Below are 18,452 nucleotides of genomic sequence, written 5' to 3'. Positions count from 1 at the left end.
TCGTGCTTCTCACCGCAGTCGGCTTCGTCTCTTTTCGCGCGCCATGCCAGCGCCAGTGATAAACGTGACTAGCGCCAATGGCGTAAGGCCGATGTATCCAATGCTTGCCACGCTTCGGAGTGGCAAAGTTGATCCTTCGTCAGCCAGAGTCCTGCGTGCGGGCACAGGGACTCGGCGGGGAGTGCCAGCAGGTCGCTCAACTTCATTGCGCTGATTGAGCCTCGGTCTCCTTCATCCTCGGCTTCCCAGTCGCGCAGAAATAGACGTACCTTCAAGACATTGGCATTAAAACCTTCAAACTGTGGTCGATTATGGAGCCACTGAGGTGAATGCCTCAAGGTTCGCTCCTGGACATCCAACAGCAAGATCTGCCATGCCAAGCGACCTCCGTGGTCATCTTCGACGTTGGTATGGAGTCGAGTCAGCGCGAGATAACGTGCATCCTCGGACCAGATCATCGAGGGCGCGAGATGGCTGATGGCGCAACCGGACGCCGTCAGCAAATGCCCGCCCAGGCGTGGGCTCTGGACGCGTAGCCAACTGTCGGCGTATTCGGTTTCACAACCGAACAGCCAAGCGGCATCTTTATCCATCGGTGCTGGCTGGACAAAGTTTCCATCGGCGATTGCAGACTGTGGCTGTTTAACCAGGCGCCAATCGGGGAGGGCGCTCAGGCCTTGTTGGCTGACATTGAGCTCACACCACTCGTAGTAAAGCCGCGAGTCCTGTCGATACTGGCAAAATGCAGCGGCATCGTCCGCCTCGGGTGGCGATTGATCAAAGCGCTGCAATGGACTGCTTTGCCGATCTTGATCCAGGCGACCTCGAATCACTGCCAGGCTCAGTCTCGGCCCACGAAAGTCCAACAATCGTGCGACCAACAGAGGAGGGCTGTTCATCAATTGTCGTTCCTGTGCGTCGACCACCACCACGTGACCTGCTGTCGCGGGCGGCAGGGCGAACGGTATTAATGCGATGTAACGTCCAGTGTCTGAAACTCGATGATCGAGCAGCCAAACGCCCGGTAACTCCCAGTCCCCAATCCTGCAGGTATAACCCCCGAGCCCCAGGCTGTTGTCTTGCCGCCAGCTAAATTGAGCCCGCGTATCACCAGTCAATGGTGCCGACTCGACCATCGTCGCGCCTCGCTGTCCATCACCCACCAGAGGCACGGCCAACCGCATGCGAGTCAGGTGCCGCTGCGCAACCTGCACCCGGCCGTTCGGATCATGGCCCACCTGAGACTCACAGTCGCTGTGTATGCTGTACAAGCCATATCCATAGCGACCGCGATCAGGCTGTGGGTAGTCGAAGTAAGACGATAGCCGCAGGTAGTGGTCATCCAGCTCCAGGGGGTCGCTCCAACCCATGGAAGGTTCGCTGTCGGCAGATAGCCACGGACAAGGCAATGCTTGCCAGCCGCGGTCTACGTGCCAGAGCCAATATTCGAGGGCTTGCGGTTGCTCATCATTCATCCGTGCATGGCAAGCGAACGAGCGGCCATCATGATTCCAGATGATTGAGGTATCGGCCCTGATCAGCAACGAAGTGGGCTCACCGTTCATGCTCACGCTGTATTCCGGGCTCATCAGCGGGGCGCAAGGCTGTGGCAATTCGCGCAGGCTGGCCGGCAGCGCCAGACAGGCGTCCAATCTTTGCTGACCATCGGGAGACGTATGCCGGAACGCGTCGAGCGCAAGGTTTTTTTGCCAGTCACCAGGCTCAACCCAAAGGTCAATAACGGGCACCAGGCTGACCTTTTCAGCCGTCGTCAGCAGTTGCTCCAGGCTGATCTCCCGTGCGCCGTTGTCGACCAGAGGACTGTAACGCCCACTCAGGATGCCGTCGTTAAAGGCATCCAGTTCCCAAAATTCATCACACGAACACTGGTAAAGCTGACGCAACTGTCGATCCAGAATCACCAATCCCCAGGCTTGGCGCGAGGGTAAAGGCGCGGCGAAATAACGTCCGTCATTCGAGAAGCGAGCCGACGACCCAAGGCCCTGGAGCAGCACCCCATCGGGAAATAGGTAATCGCACAGGACGGGTCCGCCCATGGCGATTTCGCTGTAGTTGAACACCCTGATGGGCTCGCCCTCGGGAGTTTGCTGCGGTTCGTCCCCACCCCAGGCACTGGCGCCGCCTGAAGACTGACCAGGCGATACCGGTGACGACTTGGCCTGTGTTTTATCGACCAGGCCAAAACGTCTTTCCAAGTGACTGACGCAAGCCAGCCCGAAGAACATCACAGCCGCTGCCCCCGCAATATCCCAGTACGCCGGCAAAGCCCTGCCCAGATTAAAACCCAGGCCTAGTGCGGCAGAGGTCATGAGCCGGGCAGCCCCTCGACCGGTTCGTTGCCAACCGGCCCGTGCCGTCAGCCACATCAAGGCAGCACAACCCAGTACCACACCGAGCGCCCACAGCAGCGGTAATACCGCCACGAGAAAAATCGGGATCAACAGTACGGCGATTTGCCAAAGTAGATCGAGCAACAATCGAGGCAGGCTTTTTTCGTCAGTACGTTGATCCGAAGAGTGAGTCACCATTACCTCGAGAATAAATGGGCGATTTCAAATAAGCGTGTTTGCGTAAAAGAGAGATGCTGAGTTACCAACGACCAGCCTGATCGACGCAAAATGGGGCGACGCAGAAGCGGCGGGAGAGCAGGGCGAGTGTGGCGGTGATTGGTGGCATTGGCGTTTCTGGAATGGGTGAGGCTGGGAGGTGGGGAGTTTATCAGGATTGGGCTTACGGGGCTCAGGTGAGTCTTGCTGCGGTAGTTGAGAGCGAGTGAGAACAGGAACGGGAGGGGTTGAGTGACTTGCAACGAAGAGCCGTCGATATACGGACACCCCTGTAAGTTAATACGTGGTGTCCGCGTAATACTTAAGTGAAGTCAGTGCTAAGTAAGCTAATTTTTTAAGGTGTACGGCGAGCTCCAACTAATGCCATTGATTCTTGACTTCCTGCCACTGGTCGTCTGACAGCCACTTATCTGCCGCCGGAAAGAAAATATTTTCCTCGGCGTCCATATGATCGTAATATTTTTTGATAAAGTCATCGATAGTGTCAGCAATTACTCTCGTTTCCTTAGTGGTGTCCTCCAACATCTTCAACTGTCCAGCAATGCGCCCAAATGCCTGATGATCTCGCTCGATATCCTTGACCCGTTGGTGGATCGGCGCCTCAGTCGCTAGCAAGGCCAGCCGAATAAGTTCTTCATTTTCATGGTGGTGTCGCTCTGCATCACCATGCAAGGCTTCCAGCATCGTGAACAACAGCTTGCAGTCATCAGTTCCATCGGGTTCATGTCTGATTTTCCTCAGCAATTCTTTGATCTGAGTAATTTTCATAGACACTTCGTGATGATAGGTCAGAAGTTCTTTCAACAAAACGTTCATGTCAAATCCTCGTCGCGACACCAGATCATCACAGAAAATGTTTTTAACCAGTAACTCCAAAAGACGCCTAGGTTTCAATATCTTGTTAAATGCACTCGCTGACACTATTTAATCTTTTTAGTATAGGCGAGCACAAAGCTCCCACCCCAGGAAATTTTTCGTCTTTGGAAAAAATTGAAATATCGAGTGTATGTTTATATGCACTATTTGATCTGCCGGATGCCCGCCCGCGAAAACGGAAGGAGAAAGCAGCGCCCAATCGATGCGGTGGCAGCTGTGCGCGGGTCTGCAAGACCGGGAAACCAGGAACCCGGCAGACCCGAAGGTCTCCCGCACAAAGCCGCCATTGAGCAGGTGGGTCGCTTCAGAGAAAACAAGGATGCTGAACCCACGCTGTCGCTCAGTAATGTTTCATCAAGTTGGGCAGGCTCGCGGCATAGGATGACCGCCTAAGACCGTGCTGCCACACCTCCAGCCCACAGGAAACAACAAGATGATCTCGAACCTCTTCAAAGCCATGCTGATCACCGGTGCTTTGCTCTTGAGCGCCTGTTCGGGTGTGAGCACCAGTTCCTGCTTTTCAGAAGGCTGCCAACAATTCGATGGCCATAACCCCAACAAGGTGAACTTTGGTGGGAGCGCCATCGGCAACAGCTTTAATGAGTACAGCTCGGGCTTGCTGCACGACTAAGGAATGACGCAACGGCTGGGGTGTTTTCGCCGTTGCGTGATTTGCCTGATGAACCGTGTGCCCTGATTTTGCGACTGCTGCGCAGCCGAACGCAGGCTGCGCCAGCTGCTACAGGGAATGTGTCGCGGCAACTAACAGGCTATTTAGCCTCTGGCACCGCGATCCACTGACCGAGGATTTTCTGGTAGTTCCCCGTCACCTTGGCCAGATGCAGCCACTGATCGACATACATCTTCCAGCTGATGTCATCCCGTGGCAGCAGATATGCCTTCTCACCGTACTGCATGTATTGCGTCGGGTTGACCGCGCACAAACCTGGTTTGAGTTTCTGCTGATACAGCGCTTCCGAGGCGTCGGTAATCATCACGTCAGCCTTCTTGTCCAGCAGTTGCTGGAAGATGGTCACGTTGTCGTGCAGCTGCAATTGCGCCTTGGGCAGGAAGGCGTGGACGAAGGCTTCGTTGGTGCCGCCGGCCGGTTCGACCAGGCGAACCGAAGGCTGGTTGATTTGTTCGAGGGTCTGGTATTTCGCTTGATCTTCGCAGCGCACCAGCGGGATTTTGCCGTCGACATCCAGGGTGGTGCTGAAGAAGGCTTTTTTCTGGCGTTCCAGGGTGACGGAGATGCCGCCGACGCCGATGTCGCATTTGCCCGCGAGCATGTCGGGCATCAGGGTTTTCCAGGTGGTCTGGACCCACTCGACCTTCGCTCCCAGGCTGTCGGCCAGTGAGCGGGCCATGGCGATGTCGATGCCCGAGTATTCACCGTCTTCACCTTTGAAGGTATAGGGTTTGTAGTCGCCTGTGGTGCAAACGCGCAGTTGGCCTTGTTGCAGGACGGTGTCCAGATGGGAAGAGTTTTGCTCTGCCTGAGCGCCGCAGGATAGAGCCAGCAGGCCACAGAGCATCATTGTGCTTTTTATGGTTTTCATTGTTATCGGGCTTTTGTGATGGAGTGGGGGGCAAGGCTGGATCAGTGTAGTGAAAGCGCTTCTTGGCTGTCATCCACGCTGAATGCGATGCTCCCCGGCCCTGGTTCAATATGCTCGATGATCGAGAGGGCGATGCATGGGTCAGTGTCTGCCGTGGTGATGCCCGAATAGGTGCATCAGCGGGCACAGCAATAGAATCAGATAGGGCAGAAGCGGGTAGATATGACCGTAATGCTCGCGGGCCATGTAGAACAGTCCGATCACCAGCAGCATGCCCAGCGCGATGCCGGGTTTGCCGCGCCAGAACGAGGTGGCAGGAGGTGTCGAGGGGTTTGAGTGGTTCATGTGACGCGCTCCATTCTGACGAAAATGTCGCGGGGGTTCGTCCGGCCATGCCGGCCAATGCCAACCGTCAGCGACGGGGGTTATGGCGCAATGCTTATTGGCCCATCGGCATCTTCATCATCCTGGATTGCTGATCCATCATTTTCATCATCATGTCCATCATCGTCGTATCCGAGCTGCCCTTGCCACCGGACATGCCCATGCCCATCCCCATACCTCTGCAATTGTCGTGCAGCATGCCGAGGCTTGTTCTCATCGTAGCCATGGCTTCCTGCATGGCTGCCCGGCGTTCGGCCGGGGTTTTGGCGGCGATCATTTTGTCGTGGGCTGCCTGCATTTTCTTCATCTGTTCGCTCATGGCCTTGTCTTGCATGGGCGTGGCTTGGGTTGCGTTATCGGTGGGGGCGGCGGGCGCTGTTTCGGGGTATTCGGCAGCCAGCGTCAGCAATGGGCTGCTCATGACCAGTGCGGCCAGGAGGGACTTGACGTAGATGTGCATGGCGATCTCCACAGTGATAACGCGGATCGGCAGCGTCGGATGGCTGCGGACCAGGATATGTTGTGTTCCCGTTAGAGGGAGTGATCTTGAACTTACGCCACGGTCGCAGGGCGTTGTTGATCCATATCAAGCGACGCCCACAGAGGTTTGTTGTGCTGCCACTGTGACATTCCAATGGCTGATACGTGTCAGGCAAGGCCCGACACGTATCCCTCTACATGAGTTGTTTATCCACAAGCCACGGACTTCGAACTCTTAAGGTGAGCTTCAATCGAGTTGCTAGCAGAGTGCACTCTTACTCCCTTGAGTTTATCGAGTGGCGGGTCTTTCCAAAGTTTTGATGCGTCGATGGGAAGGATGACCTGTATAGCAGCCCCTTGGGGCGGATCAGCAACAAAATCGAAGTCCTGAATGCCGTCTGGTGGGAACTGAATGTAAACCCGCGGCTCCAGTCTCGGGTTTGTCCATCCACCAGAATTCACCAGGCCAATTGCCGATATGTGTAGCTGCGGTGGGTTGGATTTAAGTATTTTTAAGTCGACATCCACCACTTTCATTACTTCAGCCATTTTCGAACTCCTTTCGATAATTGCGCCGCTTTTTTCACCTTGGCGCTTGGGTGTTGAACCCTCTGGCTTGAAATCTAGTGTGGTTAGACGCTAGTAAAGGACCCTCACCCTGTCCACTGACTGCTCTGGCCGGTCATCGGATGCTTTCATTTCCCTACTGGGCACCCATTTCCGGGCTCAGCGTTCCGAGCCAAGCCACCAATCCCACGATCAACACCGCCGCCGCCAATTCCACCACCACGCTGCGCCGCAACGCATTGGCGGCGACCGTGTATTGCCCGTCCCGCAACGAGCGCTCCAGAAACGGCCCGAGGTGAAACCGGTTCAACGCGGCGAGCACCAGCATGCCGGCAAACAGCACCACTTTGATGAACAGCAGAATCCCGTAAGTGCTGAGAAACACCTCGTCCAGCTTCGGCCCAACGATGAACAGATAATTCACGACTCCCGTCGCGGTGATGACCACGACGATGGCCGCGCCAATCGCCTCAAACCGATTAACCGCGCGGGCCAGCAACCTGAGGCGCGCTTCGGTTTGCAGGGCATTGATCTTCGCCATCAACGCAAACGCCAGCAACGCGCCAAGCCAAGCCCCCGCTGCCAGCAGGTGCAGAATGTCCACCGCGAAATGCCAAAAGCGACGATCGCCTTCATCCATCGCCCCATGCCCGCTCCAGGCCAGGCTGGCGAGGGCAACAGCACCGGCGAAAGCCGCGACCCATAAACTGAAACCAGGCGCACGGAGCATCACCGCTAAGCCAGCGATGACCAGCGCAACAATGCGAACCCCCCAAGCCAAGCCGACATCCGTCTCAAACAGCATCATCTCGATGTGCGGACGCAGCTCGGCGAAGTCCGTTTCACCGCTCATGGCGCTCGCCATCATCACCATGCTGGCGACGGACAACACCGCGCCCAGCACTGCCATCCCCGCCAGCATCGACCGGAATGGCAGCACCGCCCCGGACATCCGTTCCTGCCCTTTAAGGCTGTACAGCCCAAAAAGTGCCACCCCGAACAACAGCATCAAATCCACATACAACGCAAACCGCAGGGCAATGCCGACCGAGTCGCTCATCAATCACTTCACTTTGAACGTAACGTTGCCGGTGATCGGGTGAGTGTCCGAAGACACGGCGCGCCATTCGACTTTGTAGCTGCCGGTGGGCAGGGGCGAGAGCGGGGTGATGACCATGGTTTTCGGGTCACTGCCGCCGGAGATCTTGGCTTTCATCGGCATGGGGGAATGGGCCATGCCGGGCATTTCGGTCATGACCAGTTTGGCGCCGGAGAATTGGGTCATTAGGTTTTCGGAGAAGTGCAGCTCGATGTTGCTGGGCGCTGCGCCGTCCGCGCCTTCGGTTGGGGTGGAGGAGAGCAGTTTCGGGTGGGCTTGAGCCAGTGCGCTCATGAGCAGCCCGGTGGAAAGTGCGATGGCGATAGCGGTGGTTTTGATGGTGCGCATGCAAGGCCTCTTACCGCTTTAAGCGGTTGGTTTTTAGGTTTTTGAGTTGAAGTGTTTAGAACCACAGCCGAACGCCGACGACCAGTCGGGCTTCGCTGCGGTCTTCGCCTTCGTCCCTGGCGTAATCGGCGGTTTTGCCGTAGGTGCGGTTCCAGGTCACACCGATGTAGGGCGCGAACTCCCGGCGGATTTCATAGCGCAGCCGCAGGCCGGCTTCGGTGTTCGACAGTCCGGAGCCAATGCCCCGTTGCGGGTCGTTTTTGCCGTAGACGTTGAGCTCGGCGGTCGGCTGCAGAATCAGCCGATTGGTGAGCAGGATGTCGTAGTCGCCTTCCAGCCGTGCGGCGGTCTGGCCGCCTTCGCCGATGAACGCGGTGGCCTCGGTTTCGAAGTTGTACAACGCCATGCCTTGCACACCGAACGCGGCCCAGGTTTGCGGGGCGCCGGGTTTGAAGTCCTGGCGCACGCCGGTCACCACGTCCCACCATGGGCTGATCGCGTGGCCCCAGAGGGCCTGGACTTCGGCATCTTCGGTCTTGCCATTGACGCGTTCGCCTTCGGAGCGCAACCACAGGCGATCAACGTCGCCGCCGATCCAGCCAGACAGATCCCACGCCAATGCGCTGCCGTTATCGGCGTCCTGCCATTCGAGTTTGTCGGCGAGGAAGTAATAGTTGAGCGCACTGTCGTGCATGTCATGGCCGGCGGGGCTGACGAAAACGGCAGCACGGTCGGCGTCGGTCAATGCCGGGATCGGCGTGCGGCTTTGGGTCGGCGCGGCGGGCTGCATTTGCCCGTAATCCTCGTTCTGCATCTGGCTGTGATCCATGCCCGGCATCTGGCTATGGTCCATGCCCTGCATGTTGTCAGTGGCGGCCATGGCCGAAGAGAGCGTCAGGCCCATGGTAACGAGGGTCAAAGTGATCGGAGTGAGTCTGGTCATGGGTAGCGCCTTATTCTTCCACGCGAACTTCACGGAACATGCCCATTTCCATGTGGTACAGGAGATGGCAGTGGTAGGCCCAGCGGCCGAGCGCATCGGCGGTGACCCGATAGCTGCGCTTCGATCCCGGCGGCACATCAATGGTGTGTTTGCGCACCATGAACTGGCCGTTTTCGTCTTCGAGGTCGCTCCACATGCCGTGCAAATGAATGGGGTGGGTCATCATCGTGTCGTTGACCAGCACCACTCGAACCCGCTCGCCGTACTTGAGTCGCACGGGTTCGGCATCAGAGAACTTCACGCCGTTGAACGACCAGGCGAACTTCTCCATGTGGCCGGTCAGGTGCAGTTCAATGGTGCGGCCGGGCTCGCGGCCGTCCGGGTCTTCGAAGGTGCTGCGCAGGTCGGAGTAGGTCAGCACACGGCGGCCGTTGTTGCGCAGGCCCATGCCCGGGTCGTCGAGTTTTGGCGTGGTGCTCATGGCTTGCATGTCCACCAGCGGGTTGTCTTTTTCCGTGTCGGGATGGGATTGCATACCGGCCATCCCGGCCATCCCGGCCATCCCGGCCATGTCACCCATGTCCATGCTGCTGTGATCCATTCCGGCCATGCTGTTCGTGCCCTGCATGTTGCCGCCGTCCATGCCCTGCATGTCTCCGCCGTCCATGCCCTGCATGTCACCACCGTTCATGCCTTGCGTGGCACCGTGGTCCATCCCCGCCATGTCACCGCCCATGCTGCCGTGATCCATGCCGCCCATGCCCATGTCATCCATGGTCACCAGCGGTCGCGGATCCAGCGCTGGAATCGGCGCCGACAACCCGGCCTTCACCGCCAGGGTGCCTCGCGCATAACCCGTTCGATCCATCGACTGGGCGAACAGGGTATAGGCGTCCTGGGTAGGCTCGACGATCACGTCGAACGTCTCTGCCACCGCGATGCGGAACTCGTCGACGCTCACCGGTTTGACGTGTTGGCCATCCGCCGCGACCACGGTCATTTTCAAACCCGGGATACGCACGTCGAAATAGGTCATGGACGAGCCGTTGATAAAACGCAGGCGCAGCTTTTCGCCGGGACGGAACAGGCCGGTCCAGTTCATGTTCGGCGCCTGGCCGTTCATCAAGTAGGTGTAAGTGGCACCGCTGATGTCCGCCAGGTCGGTGGGGTTCATCTTCATCTCGGCCCACATCTTGCGATCGGCCACCGTGGAGCCCCAGCCTTTCTCGCTGACGTCGTGGATGAAATCGCCCACGGTGCGTTTGTTGTAGTTGTAGTAGTCCGATTGTTTCTTGAGTTTTTTCATCAGGCCGACGGCGTCTTCGTCGGTCCAGTCGGTGAGCATCACCACGTAGTCGCGGTCGTACTGGAACGGCTCCGGCTCCTTGGCGTCGATCACCAACGGCCCGTAAACCCCGGACTGTTCCTGAAAGCCCGAATGGCTGTGGTACCAGTAAGTGCCGTTCTGCCGGACCTTGAACTGGTAGACGTACATGCCACCCGGCTCGATCCCGTGAAAACTCAGGCCCGGCACGCCGTCCATGTTGGCCGGCAGCAAAATGCCGTGCCAGTGAATCGACGTGCTGTCCTTGAGTTTGTTTTTCACCCGCAGCGTGACGGTGTCGCCTTCACGCCAGCGCAGCAGGGGGCCGGGAATGCCGCCGTTGATGGTCATCGCGGTTCGAGGGTTGCCGGTGATGTTGACCGGGGATTCGCCAATGAACAGGTCGAAGTCGGTACCGGCCAGCACATTAGGTTGGCCAGGACTGGTGACCGCCCAGACTGGCGTGCGCCACAGCCCGAGGCCAGCGAGCATCCCGCCAGCGGCCAGGCCCTTCACAAAGGTGCGTCTTGAGGTGTTGGAATGCATGCCGTTTTATCCCGTCCGTCAGCCTGATAAAGCCCTCAGGTCCATCCTGAGCGGAAGGAAGAGAACTCAATGGGGAGGAGGCTAACGGGCGGTGCCTTTCAGCAGGCTGAGGCCAAGATTACAGTTTTGACAGTTTCACGCGGTGTTCAAGGACTGCTATTGGACCTGGACGAATCCGCCACGGTGGCGTTACCGCAATTGATATACGAAGAAGACTTCAACCAACGCTGATCCGGGTAGTAAGAAAATAACAACTGCCCATCCTTCATCGAGTCGATCAGCCGATGTGCAATCGCAGGCCTCACTGCAGGGCAGCCGAGACTTCTGCCAATCCGGCCATTGGCCCGCGCCAGGGCAGGGCTGACGTAAGGCGCGCCGTGAATGACGATCGCCCGTTCGAAGGCGTTGTCGTTAAAACCCGGTTCCAGACCTTCCATGCGCAGGGAATAACCGTTCTGCCCGACATAGCTGGATTGGGTGCGGTACAAGCCCAGGCTGGTGGCGTAGCTGGCATTCTGATTGGAGAATTGGCTGGCCATGTTCTCGCCACTGTTGCGACCGTGGGCGACCAGTTCATGGAACAACAATTTGCGTTGTTTAAGGTCGAATACCCAAAGACGTTGCACCGTCGAGGGCAGGGAATAATCGATCACTGCGAGTCTCTGCACCGGGGACGTGCCTTGGGCCCGGCTGCATTGGGAGGCGCGAACGGCCAGGGCAATGACTTTGGCGTTGGCATCGGGGGCCGCTTTGACCAAGGCAGCTTCAAGCGAATCGGCGTAGGCTGCCGGTAATGAAAAAAAAGCAGTCAGCAGCAGGGCCGTCATTAAGCAGCCAAAGCGGTGTGGGGCCATATGCAAGTCTCATCTGAATATTTCGAGTCTAGCAGCGCGCACGACGCTAGCCGGTTGAAAACGGAAGATTAAGGATTATCCATGGGGCAGTTAACAAGGTTATTCGTCATAAGCCGCATATTTTTTATGGGCTTTCTGATAAGCGGCACGGCGATCGCGCAAACTTCGCCGATTGAGCCGGCATCTCCCGTTAGCACTGTGGCTGAAGCGGCTCCCGGTGATTATGTCGGCCAAGCGATTCAGGCGGAGTTGGCGCCATTGAGTTCGGCGTTTCCTCCGCTGCTCACCTCGCCGCGTCATCAACGGGTCGATGTGAACCGAGTCGTGCTGGATTTTTATAGCCATCGTGGCTATCGCGCCGCCTGGACGGACGATGACGATGTCGCCCAGTTGTTGAAAAGCTTGGGTGATACCCAGGCCGATGGCCTGAACCCCGCGGATTTCCGGATCGCCGAGTTGGCCGAGGCCCGCACGTTGATGCAGACAACCACCCCAACCCCCGGGCAACGGGCAGCCTTTGATATCTCCGCCACCCGGACGTTCATCACGGCGTTGCTGCAGTTGCGGCGCGGCAAGGTCGACCCTTCGCGGTTGGACATCCACTGGAACTTCGACCCCGCTGGCGTCGATCCTCGGGAGGACGTCAATAAGTTTTTTGCCGCCCTCGACAGCCATGACATTGCGCGCGCCTTTGCCCAGGCGCCGCCCCAAGAAGCGGTTTACGGCACGTTGCGCCATGGCCTGGCGCAACTGCGCAAGGTTCGTGATCGGGGTGGCTGGCCAAAGGTCCCGGAAGGGCAGACGCTCAGGCCCGGCATGGACGACGCCTCGGTTGCTCTACTGCGTACGCGTTTGGCGGCGGGCGGTTATCTTGCCGCGCAAGGAACTGCTCGCACCGACTACGACGACGCCGTCACCGCGGCGGTGAAGAAGTTTCAGACTGAGCAATACCTTGGGGCGGACGGTGTAGCGGGGCCGGCGACGCTCGCGGAGCTGAATGTACCGGTCGAGGCGCGAATCGATCAGGTGCGGGTGAACATGGAGCGGGCGCGATGGCTGCTGTACAAGCTTCAGGGCACCTTCGTCGTGGTCGATATCGCCGGGTATAAAGTCGCGTTCTATCGCGATGGCAAACCGATCTGGCGCTCGCGGGTGCAGGTCGGTAAGCCGTTTCGCAGCACGCCGATTTTTCAATCCGCGATCACCTACGTCACGTTCAACCCCACCTGGACCGTGCCACCGACGATTCTGCTCAAGGACATGCTGCCGAAGATTCGCGACAATCCTGGTTACCTTGAGGCAAGCCGGATTCGCGTGATCGATCGAGATGGCAATGTGCTTGATCCGTCCACTGTCGATTGGGACAACCCGCGCGGCCTTACCTTACGGCAGGATGCGGGGTCGGATAACTCGCTGGGGCAGGTGGCGATTCGTTTCCCCAATGAGTATTCGATTTATCTGCACGACACGCCGCATCGCGAGTTGTTCGCGAAATCCAACCGCGCGACCAGCTCCGGCTGTATTCGGGTAGAAAACCCGCTGCAATTGGTGGAGCTGTTGTTCAACGATCCGGTTCACTGGAACAGCGAAGGGATTCAAAAACAGTTAGCCAACGGCAAGACAGAGAACATCAGGCTCCCGGTGAAAGTGCCGGTGCTGTTGGCCTACTGGACGGTGGACCTGAGTCTTGATGGGCGCGTGACATTCAAGCCCGATGTGTATGGCTATGACTCCCCGGTATTGCGGGCGTTGAATCAGCCTTCGGAGCGGCCGGCGCTGGACGGGAGGCGAGCGGCGCCTCCTTCGGTGGCAGCGGAGCAGAGCAAGTTGTAGGCTTTAAAGCCCCAAGCCTTCTTGCACGGCCAGCAGCAAATTGTGTTCCGTCAGCGCGATCGCATCCGGTTGTTGTCCGGATTGTTCGCTCGCCTGGAGCCACCACTGCGTCTCGCCGTGTTCGTTCACGGTTCGTAACAAGGCGAGTTCCTTGCCTGTCGAGTGGATTTCGATCCGCCCGGCGCCGTCGACAGTGAAGCGCGCGACGGGATCGAAGGTGATGCCGTGGTGGTTGCCTTCGATCAGCAGTTGGTCGATGGCGTAATCGTAAGTCGCACCGTCCGGCGCACTCTCGAACACATGGGTGGAATTGCGTCGCAGCTTCAGGCCCACCTCGATCAGTGGTTGCAGCCAGGCTTCGATCTGGTGATACAGCTCGTAGACCTGGGCGGGCCAGCTGTCGATGGCTTGATCGGCGATGGTCGCGTCGGCACTGGTTTGCCGGGATTGTTTAAGCTTCGCGGCGAGCTCGTCTACCTTACTCATTTCGATTTCCTGTCGTGATGTCAGTTAATCGTAGCTCCTTCAAGGTCATGTGGTTTTGCCTTGCGTCATGGAATTAAAACACAACCATTTATCCCTCAATCCTCTGTTTATCCCGCACAACCCCGTAGACTACGCTCAAAAAAAATAGGGGCTTTGGGCCGTTGCCCATGTCTTACCCTTCCAGGACTCACTTTTGCCTATCCCCATTCACGATCCGCAGGACGCGTCCGGCGGTGCCTTGAAGCGACTGCCTTTGCTCAAGGCCGCGGTGCTGTTCATTGCGGCGGTATGCCTTTGTCTCTGTGGGCTGCTTTACCTGCAACTGGAGCAGTCGCGTCGGCACGACCTCGCGTTGGCCGAGGTGTCGTCGTCGAACCTGACCCGAGCCATGGCGCAGCAGGCCGAAGACACGTTCATGAAGGCCGATCTGGTGCTGACCAGTCTGGTGGACTGGATTCAGGCTGAAGGTTTCGATGCTGCCCAGACGTCACGCTTGCAGAAAACCTTCGCGCGGCGGGTGCAGGCGCTGAATCAGTTGCACGGGATATTTCTGTTCGACAGGCAGGGGCAATGGACTGTGACGTCGTTCGAGAGTCTGCCTCGTGGGCCGGGTGTCGCGGATCGCGAGTATTTCAGGTTTCACCAGCAAAACATCTCAACCCTGGCGCACATCGGCCCGGCCATTCGTAGTCGGGAAAATGGCGAGTGGATCATTCCGGTTTCCAAACGGATAAACGATCAGAGCGGTCATTTCCAGGGCGTGTTGCTGGCCGGGATCAAGATGTCGTACTTCGATCAGTTCTTCAAAAGCTTCAGCCTCGACGACAACGGCGCGATGTTTTTGGCATTGACCGATGGAACACAACTGGCGCGACGGCCGTTTGTGGAATCGCAGATCGGCAGGTCATTGGCTAAGGGCGAGATTTTTCAGAAACTCTTGCCCAACGCCACGTCCGGCAACGCCATGATCGACTCGGTGGTCGATGGCATCGCTCGGTTGTATGGCTATCGTCAGCTCGACGCCTATCCGGTGGTGGTCGCGGCGGCATCCTCCAAAGACGCAGTCCTCAAGGACTGGTACGACACGGCGATTCAATCCGGTGTGATCGTCGCTCTGGTTGTCCTCGGCGTGGGGTTGTTCGGTTGGGTGTTCATTCATCAGGTTCGTGCGGGCGAGCGCATCGAGGCGGATTTGCGCGAGGCGCAGAAAACCCTGGAGCTGATCGCCACCCACGACAGCCTGACCGGGTTGGCCAACCGCCGCTTGTTCGAACGGGCGCTGGAGAAAGAGTTCGGGCGCGGTGCCCGGCGGTTGAGCTCGCTGGGCCTGATTATGCTCGATATCGATTACTTCAAGCGCTACAACGACACTTACGGTCATGTGGCCGGGGACCATTGCCTGGCCGAAGTGGCGCGGGCCCTGAAGAGTTGCTGCCACCGCAAAGCCGATCTGGCGGTGCGCTACGGCGGCGAAGAGTTCGCGGTGTTGCTGCCGGACACCGACATTCATGGAGCACTGACGATCGCCGAGCAAATCCGCCGTAGCGTCATGGACAAAAACATCACCCACAGCGGTTCACCCACGGGCTATCTGACGGTCAGTCTTGGCTGTTATTCGTTTGTGCCGACGGCGCACGACAGCACCGAAATGTTGATCAAGCGCGCGGATGCGGCGCTGTACCAGGCCAAGCACTCAGGGCGAAATCGCTCGGCGGTGTTGTCGATGGAAGGGGGCGTCGAGGCGCTGATGCGCTCGGATCGATGACGCTTGCGGCCATCGATGGGCAATGGTCCTTGTGACCGGTTCTTCAAGTGCGGCAATGACTTGCGTTATCCAGGAGCGATGATCGGGCATGCCTGCTATGGTCAGTGCAGAGAGCCTGGCTGTCACACCTGACCGACTGGGCCCACCGGTCTCATCCCGATCGGGCAATCGAATGACAGGATCAAGTGCATGGATTTGTCTGCCGTTACCACCGCTGCACCTGCGCGCCATACCCCGATTACTCGCAACCTGATGTTGGTGGTCGGTCTGTTGTTTGTGGTTGGGGTGCTGATCGCGCTGATCGCCCTGTTCAGTATTGCCGGGCGGCTCGATGCCGAGGACTTGGCCAAGACCACGTTTTATACCCAGCGCGCGCTGGAAAACCGCATTACCGCCACTAAAAACTACATCGCCAGTTATGCCGACTGGACGTCGGCCTACGATCACCTGAACGGCGAGGTCGATGTGCAGTGGGCCTACGTCGAGCAGAACATGGGTAAAACCCTGTTCACCATGGACCACTACGAGGGTGTTTTCGTGGTCGATGTTCAGCGAACAAAATACGCCGTGGTGCGTGGGCTTCAGGTTCAGGACGAGGCGGCGGCCTATCTGTCGACCTCGATGGCGACGCTCATTGACGAGGCTCAGGGTCAGGAGAACCTCATCAAACCCGTCAGCCATTACACCTTGTTCGAGGGCAAACCCGCGCTGCTGTCGGCCGCCGCGATTGTGCCCAATGACGAACGCCCGGCGGTCGATCCCAAAAGCACTTCGGTGCTTATATACGTCGACCAACTGAACCCTGAAAAGCTCAGCACCTTGAGCGTCGATTACGGTTTGCACGACTTGAGCCTGATGCCCGACAACGCCATCGCTCCCGGTCAGCCCGCTATTGCACTCACTGGCACCGGTTACAGTCTGGTCTCCCGGCTCGAGCGGCCGGGTCATCAATTGCTCTGGTCACTGTTGCCGCCACTGGGCGGGGCGCTGCTGGTTCTGGCGTTGTTGACCGCTTATTTCTTTCGCTATGTCCTGCGCACGTCGGGGCATGTGGATGCCAGTTACACCAGCCTCGATTTGTCGAACCAGGCACTGGAGGCCAGTGAAGAGCGTTTTCGTGCGGTAGCCGAGGCCGCGTCCGACTGGATCTGGGAAATCGACGACCAGCATTGCATCACTTATCTGTCGGGACGCTTCAGCACCGTCACCGGGTTCTCCGATCAGCAGTGGCTGGGACAGAACATCGGGCAATTGCTCCATTGCGATACGACGCCGTTGTCGCTGTGGCTGAACAAACTCGATGAAGAGCAAGCCGTCAGCCATTTGCGCTGTTCCTACCGCGATCAATCGGGGCAACAGCGGGTCTGTCGGGTGTCGGCACGGCCGATCCAGCGCAAGGGCGCAGTGCTGGGCTATCGCGGAACGGCCAGCGACATCACCGACGAAGTCGCCGCCCATGCGCAGATCCAGCATCTGTCGTTGCACGATGCCCTGACCGGCCTGCCGAACCGCAACAAACTGGCGCGTTTTCTCGATGAGGCGCTGGCACTGAAAGAGCAGTCGACGGCGCTGACGTTGTTGATGATCGACCTGGATAACTTCAAGCCGATCAACGATTCCCTCGGCCACCCGGCCGGCGATGCGGTATTGCTGGAAGTCGCCACTCGTTTGCGCGAGTGCACACGAGAAATTGATCTGGTCGCCCGACTGGGTGGCGACGAGTTCGTGCTGGTGCTCCATGGCATGGACAGCCACGCGGAAATCGACAGGTTTTGCGAGCGCTTGCTCGACAGCCTGCATCAGCCGATTCACTACGACCATCACTCGCTGCACATCGGCGCGAGCATCGGTATCGCCTTGAGTCGGCGCCAGGGGCATATTCCACAGGAGCTGATTCGGTGTGCCGATATCGCGTTGTATCAGGCCAAATCTGATGGCAAGAAAACCTGGTGCTATTTTGCCGCGCACATGAACGATCAGATCCAGCATCGCCGGCAACTGGAAAACGACCTGCGTCGGGCGATCAAGAACAACGAATTCGTGATGCATTACCAGCCGCGTTATCACGTCGATGGCAAGCGCATCGTCTCGGTCGAAGCGCTGCTGCGCTGGCAGCATCCAGTGCAAGGCTTGTTGAGCCCCGACGCGTTTATCCCGCTGGCCGAGCAAACCGATCTGATCGTGCCATTGGGCCGCTGGGTGCTGCGCGAGGCGTGCGAGACGGCTCTGACCTGGCCCGGTGCGATGATGGTGTCGGTCAACCTGTCGCCGGTTCAATTCGCCCGTAGCGATGTGATCGAGGACGTGCGCGAAGCGTTGATCCAGACCCGCTTGCCCGCCAGTCGGCTGGAGCTGGAGATCACTGAAAACGTGATGCTCATCGATGTCGATGGCGCCCTGGCGACCATGAATGCACTCAAGGAGTTGGGCGTGCGCCTGAACATGGACGACTTCGGCACCGGTTATTCCTCGCTGGGTTACTTGCGCACGTATCCGTTCGACGGGATCAAGATCGACAAACGCTTTATTTCGTCCATGAGCAGCGGCAGCAATGATCGCGCCGTGGTGCAGGCGATCATCAACCTGGGCAAGGCGATGGGCCTGACCGTCACTGCAGAAGGTGTCGAGACGCTGGAGCAACTGGACTTCCTGATCTCGGATCAGTGCCATGAAGTGCAGGGGTTTTACCTCAGTCGTCCGGTGGACAGGTCTGCACTGCTGCCTTTGCTCAAGGCCTCGCAGGAAGACTTTGCGCAGCAGGGCGCGCACCTTTAGTCGCCTGTTTCGTGCGCCACGG

The 18,452-nt window shown here is 58.3% G+C and carries 16 protein-coding genes; 4 read left to right on the top strand and 12 right to left on the bottom strand.

Annotated features, from left to right (window positions below; all coding sequences use genetic code 11):
- Positions 1–68 precede the first annotated feature (68 nt).
- Positions 69–2,549, bottom strand: a complete 2,481-nt coding sequence (locus JUI81_RS11920) for a hypothetical protein (RefSeq protein ID WP_019582094.1) — start codon at positions 2,547–2,549, stop codon at positions 69–71.
- A gap of 396 nt (positions 2,550–2,945) precedes the next feature.
- Entirely contained in the window at positions 2,946–3,404 is a 459-nt protein-coding gene (locus JUI81_RS11915) for a hemerythrin domain-containing protein (protein WP_019582095.1), read from the bottom strand.
- Between the two features lie 493 nt (positions 3,405–3,897).
- Between JUI81_RS11915 and JUI81_RS11910 the strand changes: the two genes are divergently transcribed.
- Entirely contained in the window at positions 3,898–4,095 is a 198-nt protein-coding gene (locus JUI81_RS11910) for a hypothetical protein (protein ID WP_019582096.1), read from the top strand.
- A gap of 139 nt (positions 4,096–4,234) precedes the next feature.
- On the opposite strand, the gene JUI81_RS11905 is transcribed toward JUI81_RS11910, so the two are convergent.
- The 9 genes from JUI81_RS11905 to JUI81_RS11865 all read right to left on the bottom strand — a co-directional run bounded on the left by JUI81_RS11905 (position 4,235) and on the right by JUI81_RS11865 (position 11,571).
- Positions 4,235–5,026: a transporter substrate-binding domain-containing protein gene (locus JUI81_RS11905; RefSeq protein WP_028939654.1), complete on the bottom strand. Its 792-nt coding sequence runs from the start codon at positions 5,024–5,026 to the stop codon at positions 4,235–4,237.
- 141 nt (positions 5,027–5,167) lie between these two features.
- Complete coding sequence (locus JUI81_RS11900; protein WP_096480703.1) at positions 5,168–5,371, bottom strand: DUF2933 domain-containing protein; 204 nt, start codon at positions 5,369–5,371, stop codon at positions 5,168–5,170.
- 94 nt (positions 5,372–5,465) lie between these two features.
- Positions 5,466–5,870, bottom strand: a complete 405-nt coding sequence (locus tag JUI81_RS11895; protein WP_096480702.1) for a hypothetical protein — start codon at positions 5,868–5,870, stop codon at positions 5,466–5,468.
- A gap of 227 nt (positions 5,871–6,097) precedes the next feature.
- Positions 6,098–6,439 carry a hypothetical protein gene (locus JUI81_RS11890; RefSeq protein WP_019582098.1) on the bottom strand — a complete coding sequence of 114 codons (342 nt, stop codon included), beginning with the start codon at positions 6,437–6,439 and terminating at the stop codon, positions 6,098–6,100.
- 154 nt (positions 6,440–6,593) lie between these two features.
- Positions 6,594–7,517 carry a copper homeostasis membrane protein CopD gene (gene copD, locus JUI81_RS11885; RefSeq protein ID WP_028939651.1) on the bottom strand — a complete coding sequence of 308 codons (924 nt, stop codon included), beginning with the start codon at positions 7,515–7,517 and terminating at the stop codon, positions 6,594–6,596.
- A gap of 3 nt (positions 7,518–7,520) precedes the next feature.
- Entirely contained in the window at positions 7,521–7,904 is a 384-nt protein-coding gene (copC, locus tag JUI81_RS11880; protein WP_204124292.1) for a copper homeostasis periplasmic binding protein CopC, read from the bottom strand.
- A gap of 55 nt (positions 7,905–7,959) precedes the next feature.
- Positions 7,960–8,847 (bottom strand): copper resistance protein B, encoded by an 888-nt coding sequence (locus JUI81_RS11875; protein ID WP_204124291.1) that lies wholly within the window; start codon positions 8,845–8,847, stop codon positions 7,960–7,962.
- A 10-nt stretch (positions 8,848–8,857) separates the two neighbouring features.
- On the bottom strand, positions 8,858–10,717 hold the full coding sequence (locus JUI81_RS11870; protein ID WP_204124290.1) for a copper resistance system multicopper oxidase: 1,860 nt from the start codon (positions 10,715–10,717) through the stop codon (positions 8,858–8,860).
- A gap of 146 nt (positions 10,718–10,863) precedes the next feature.
- Positions 10,864–11,571, bottom strand: coding sequence for a murein L,D-transpeptidase catalytic domain family protein (locus JUI81_RS11865; RefSeq protein WP_018928119.1), 708 nt, complete (start codon positions 11,569–11,571; stop codon positions 10,864–10,866).
- Positions 11,572–11,652: 81 nt separating this feature from the next.
- Here JUI81_RS11865 and JUI81_RS11860 point away from each other — a divergent pair, with 81 nt between their 5' ends.
- Positions 11,653–13,404: a murein L,D-transpeptidase gene (locus tag JUI81_RS11860; protein ID WP_204124289.1), complete on the top strand. Its 1,752-nt coding sequence runs from the start codon at positions 11,653–11,655 to the stop codon at positions 13,402–13,404.
- 3 nt (positions 13,405–13,407) lie between these two features.
- On the opposite strand, the gene JUI81_RS11855 is transcribed toward JUI81_RS11860, so the two are convergent.
- The gene (locus JUI81_RS11855; RefSeq protein WP_018928117.1) at positions 13,408–13,890 is read right to left on the bottom strand and encodes a hypothetical protein; all 483 of its coding nucleotides are present in this window, start codon (positions 13,888–13,890) and stop codon (positions 13,408–13,410) included.
- A gap of 193 nt (positions 13,891–14,083) precedes the next feature.
- On the opposite strand from JUI81_RS11855, the gene JUI81_RS11850 reads away from it, so the two are divergent.
- Positions 14,084–15,655: a diguanylate cyclase gene (locus JUI81_RS11850; protein WP_204124288.1), complete on the top strand. Its 1,572-nt coding sequence runs from the start codon at positions 14,084–14,086 to the stop codon at positions 15,653–15,655.
- A gap of 189 nt (positions 15,656–15,844) precedes the next feature.
- Positions 15,845–18,430, top strand: a complete 2,586-nt coding sequence (locus tag JUI81_RS11845; RefSeq protein ID WP_019582104.1) for an EAL domain-containing protein — start codon at positions 15,845–15,847, stop codon at positions 18,428–18,430.
- Positions 18,431–18,452: the final 22 nt, after the last annotated feature.

Source organism: Pseudomonas sp. 008, from assembly GCF_016861935.1.
GTDB lineage: Bacteria > Pseudomonadota > Gammaproteobacteria > Pseudomonadales > Pseudomonadaceae > Aquipseudomonas.
Note: the sequence above shows the minus strand (reverse complement) of the source record. Positions and strands in the feature narration are given on the sequence as shown.

Bases quoted from the DNA above. Each gene is read 5' to 3' on its own strand.
- JUI81_RS11920 (WP_019582094.1), bottom strand. From the start codon at position 2,549: ATGGTGACTCACTCTTCGGATCAACGTACTGACGAAAAAAGCCTGCCT.
- JUI81_RS11915 (WP_019582095.1), bottom strand. From the start codon at position 3,404: ATGAACGTTTTGTTGAAAGAACTTCTGACCTATCATCACGAAGTGTCT.
- JUI81_RS11910 (WP_019582096.1), top strand. From the start codon at position 3,898: ATGATCTCGAACCTCTTCAAAGCCATGCTGATCACCGGTGCTTTGCTC.
- JUI81_RS11905 (WP_028939654.1), bottom strand. From the start codon at position 5,026: ATGAAAACCATAAAAAGCACAATGATGCTCTGTGGCCTGCTGGCTCTA.
- JUI81_RS11900 (WP_096480703.1), bottom strand. From the start codon at position 5,371: ATGAACCACTCAAACCCCTCGACACCTCCTGCCACCTCGTTCTGGCGC.
- JUI81_RS11895 (WP_096480702.1), bottom strand. From the start codon at position 5,870: ATGCACATCTACGTCAAGTCCCTCCTGGCCGCACTGGTCATGAGCAGC.
- JUI81_RS11890 (WP_019582098.1), bottom strand. From the start codon at position 6,439: ATGGCTGAAGTAATGAAAGTGGTGGATGTCGACTTAAAAATACTTAAA.
- copD (WP_028939651.1), bottom strand. From the start codon at position 7,517: ATGAGCGACTCGGTCGGCATTGCCCTGCGGTTTGCGTTGTATGTGGAT.
- copC (WP_204124292.1), bottom strand. From the start codon at position 7,904: ATGCGCACCATCAAAACCACCGCTATCGCCATCGCACTTTCCACCGGG.
- JUI81_RS11875 (WP_204124291.1), bottom strand. From the start codon at position 8,847: ATGACCAGACTCACTCCGATCACTTTGACCCTCGTTACCATGGGCCTG.
- JUI81_RS11870 (WP_204124290.1), bottom strand. From the start codon at position 10,717: ATGCATTCCAACACCTCAAGACGCACCTTTGTGAAGGGCCTGGCCGCT.
- JUI81_RS11865 (WP_018928119.1), bottom strand. From the start codon at position 11,571: ATGGCCCCACACCGCTTTGGCTGCTTAATGACGGCCCTGCTGCTGACT.
- JUI81_RS11860 (WP_204124289.1), top strand. From the start codon at position 11,653: ATGGGGCAGTTAACAAGGTTATTCGTCATAAGCCGCATATTTTTTATG.
- JUI81_RS11855 (WP_018928117.1), bottom strand. From the start codon at position 13,890: ATGAGTAAGGTAGACGAGCTCGCCGCGAAGCTTAAACAATCCCGGCAA.
- JUI81_RS11845 (WP_019582104.1), top strand. From the start codon at position 15,845: ATGGATTTGTCTGCCGTTACCACCGCTGCACCTGCGCGCCATACCCCG.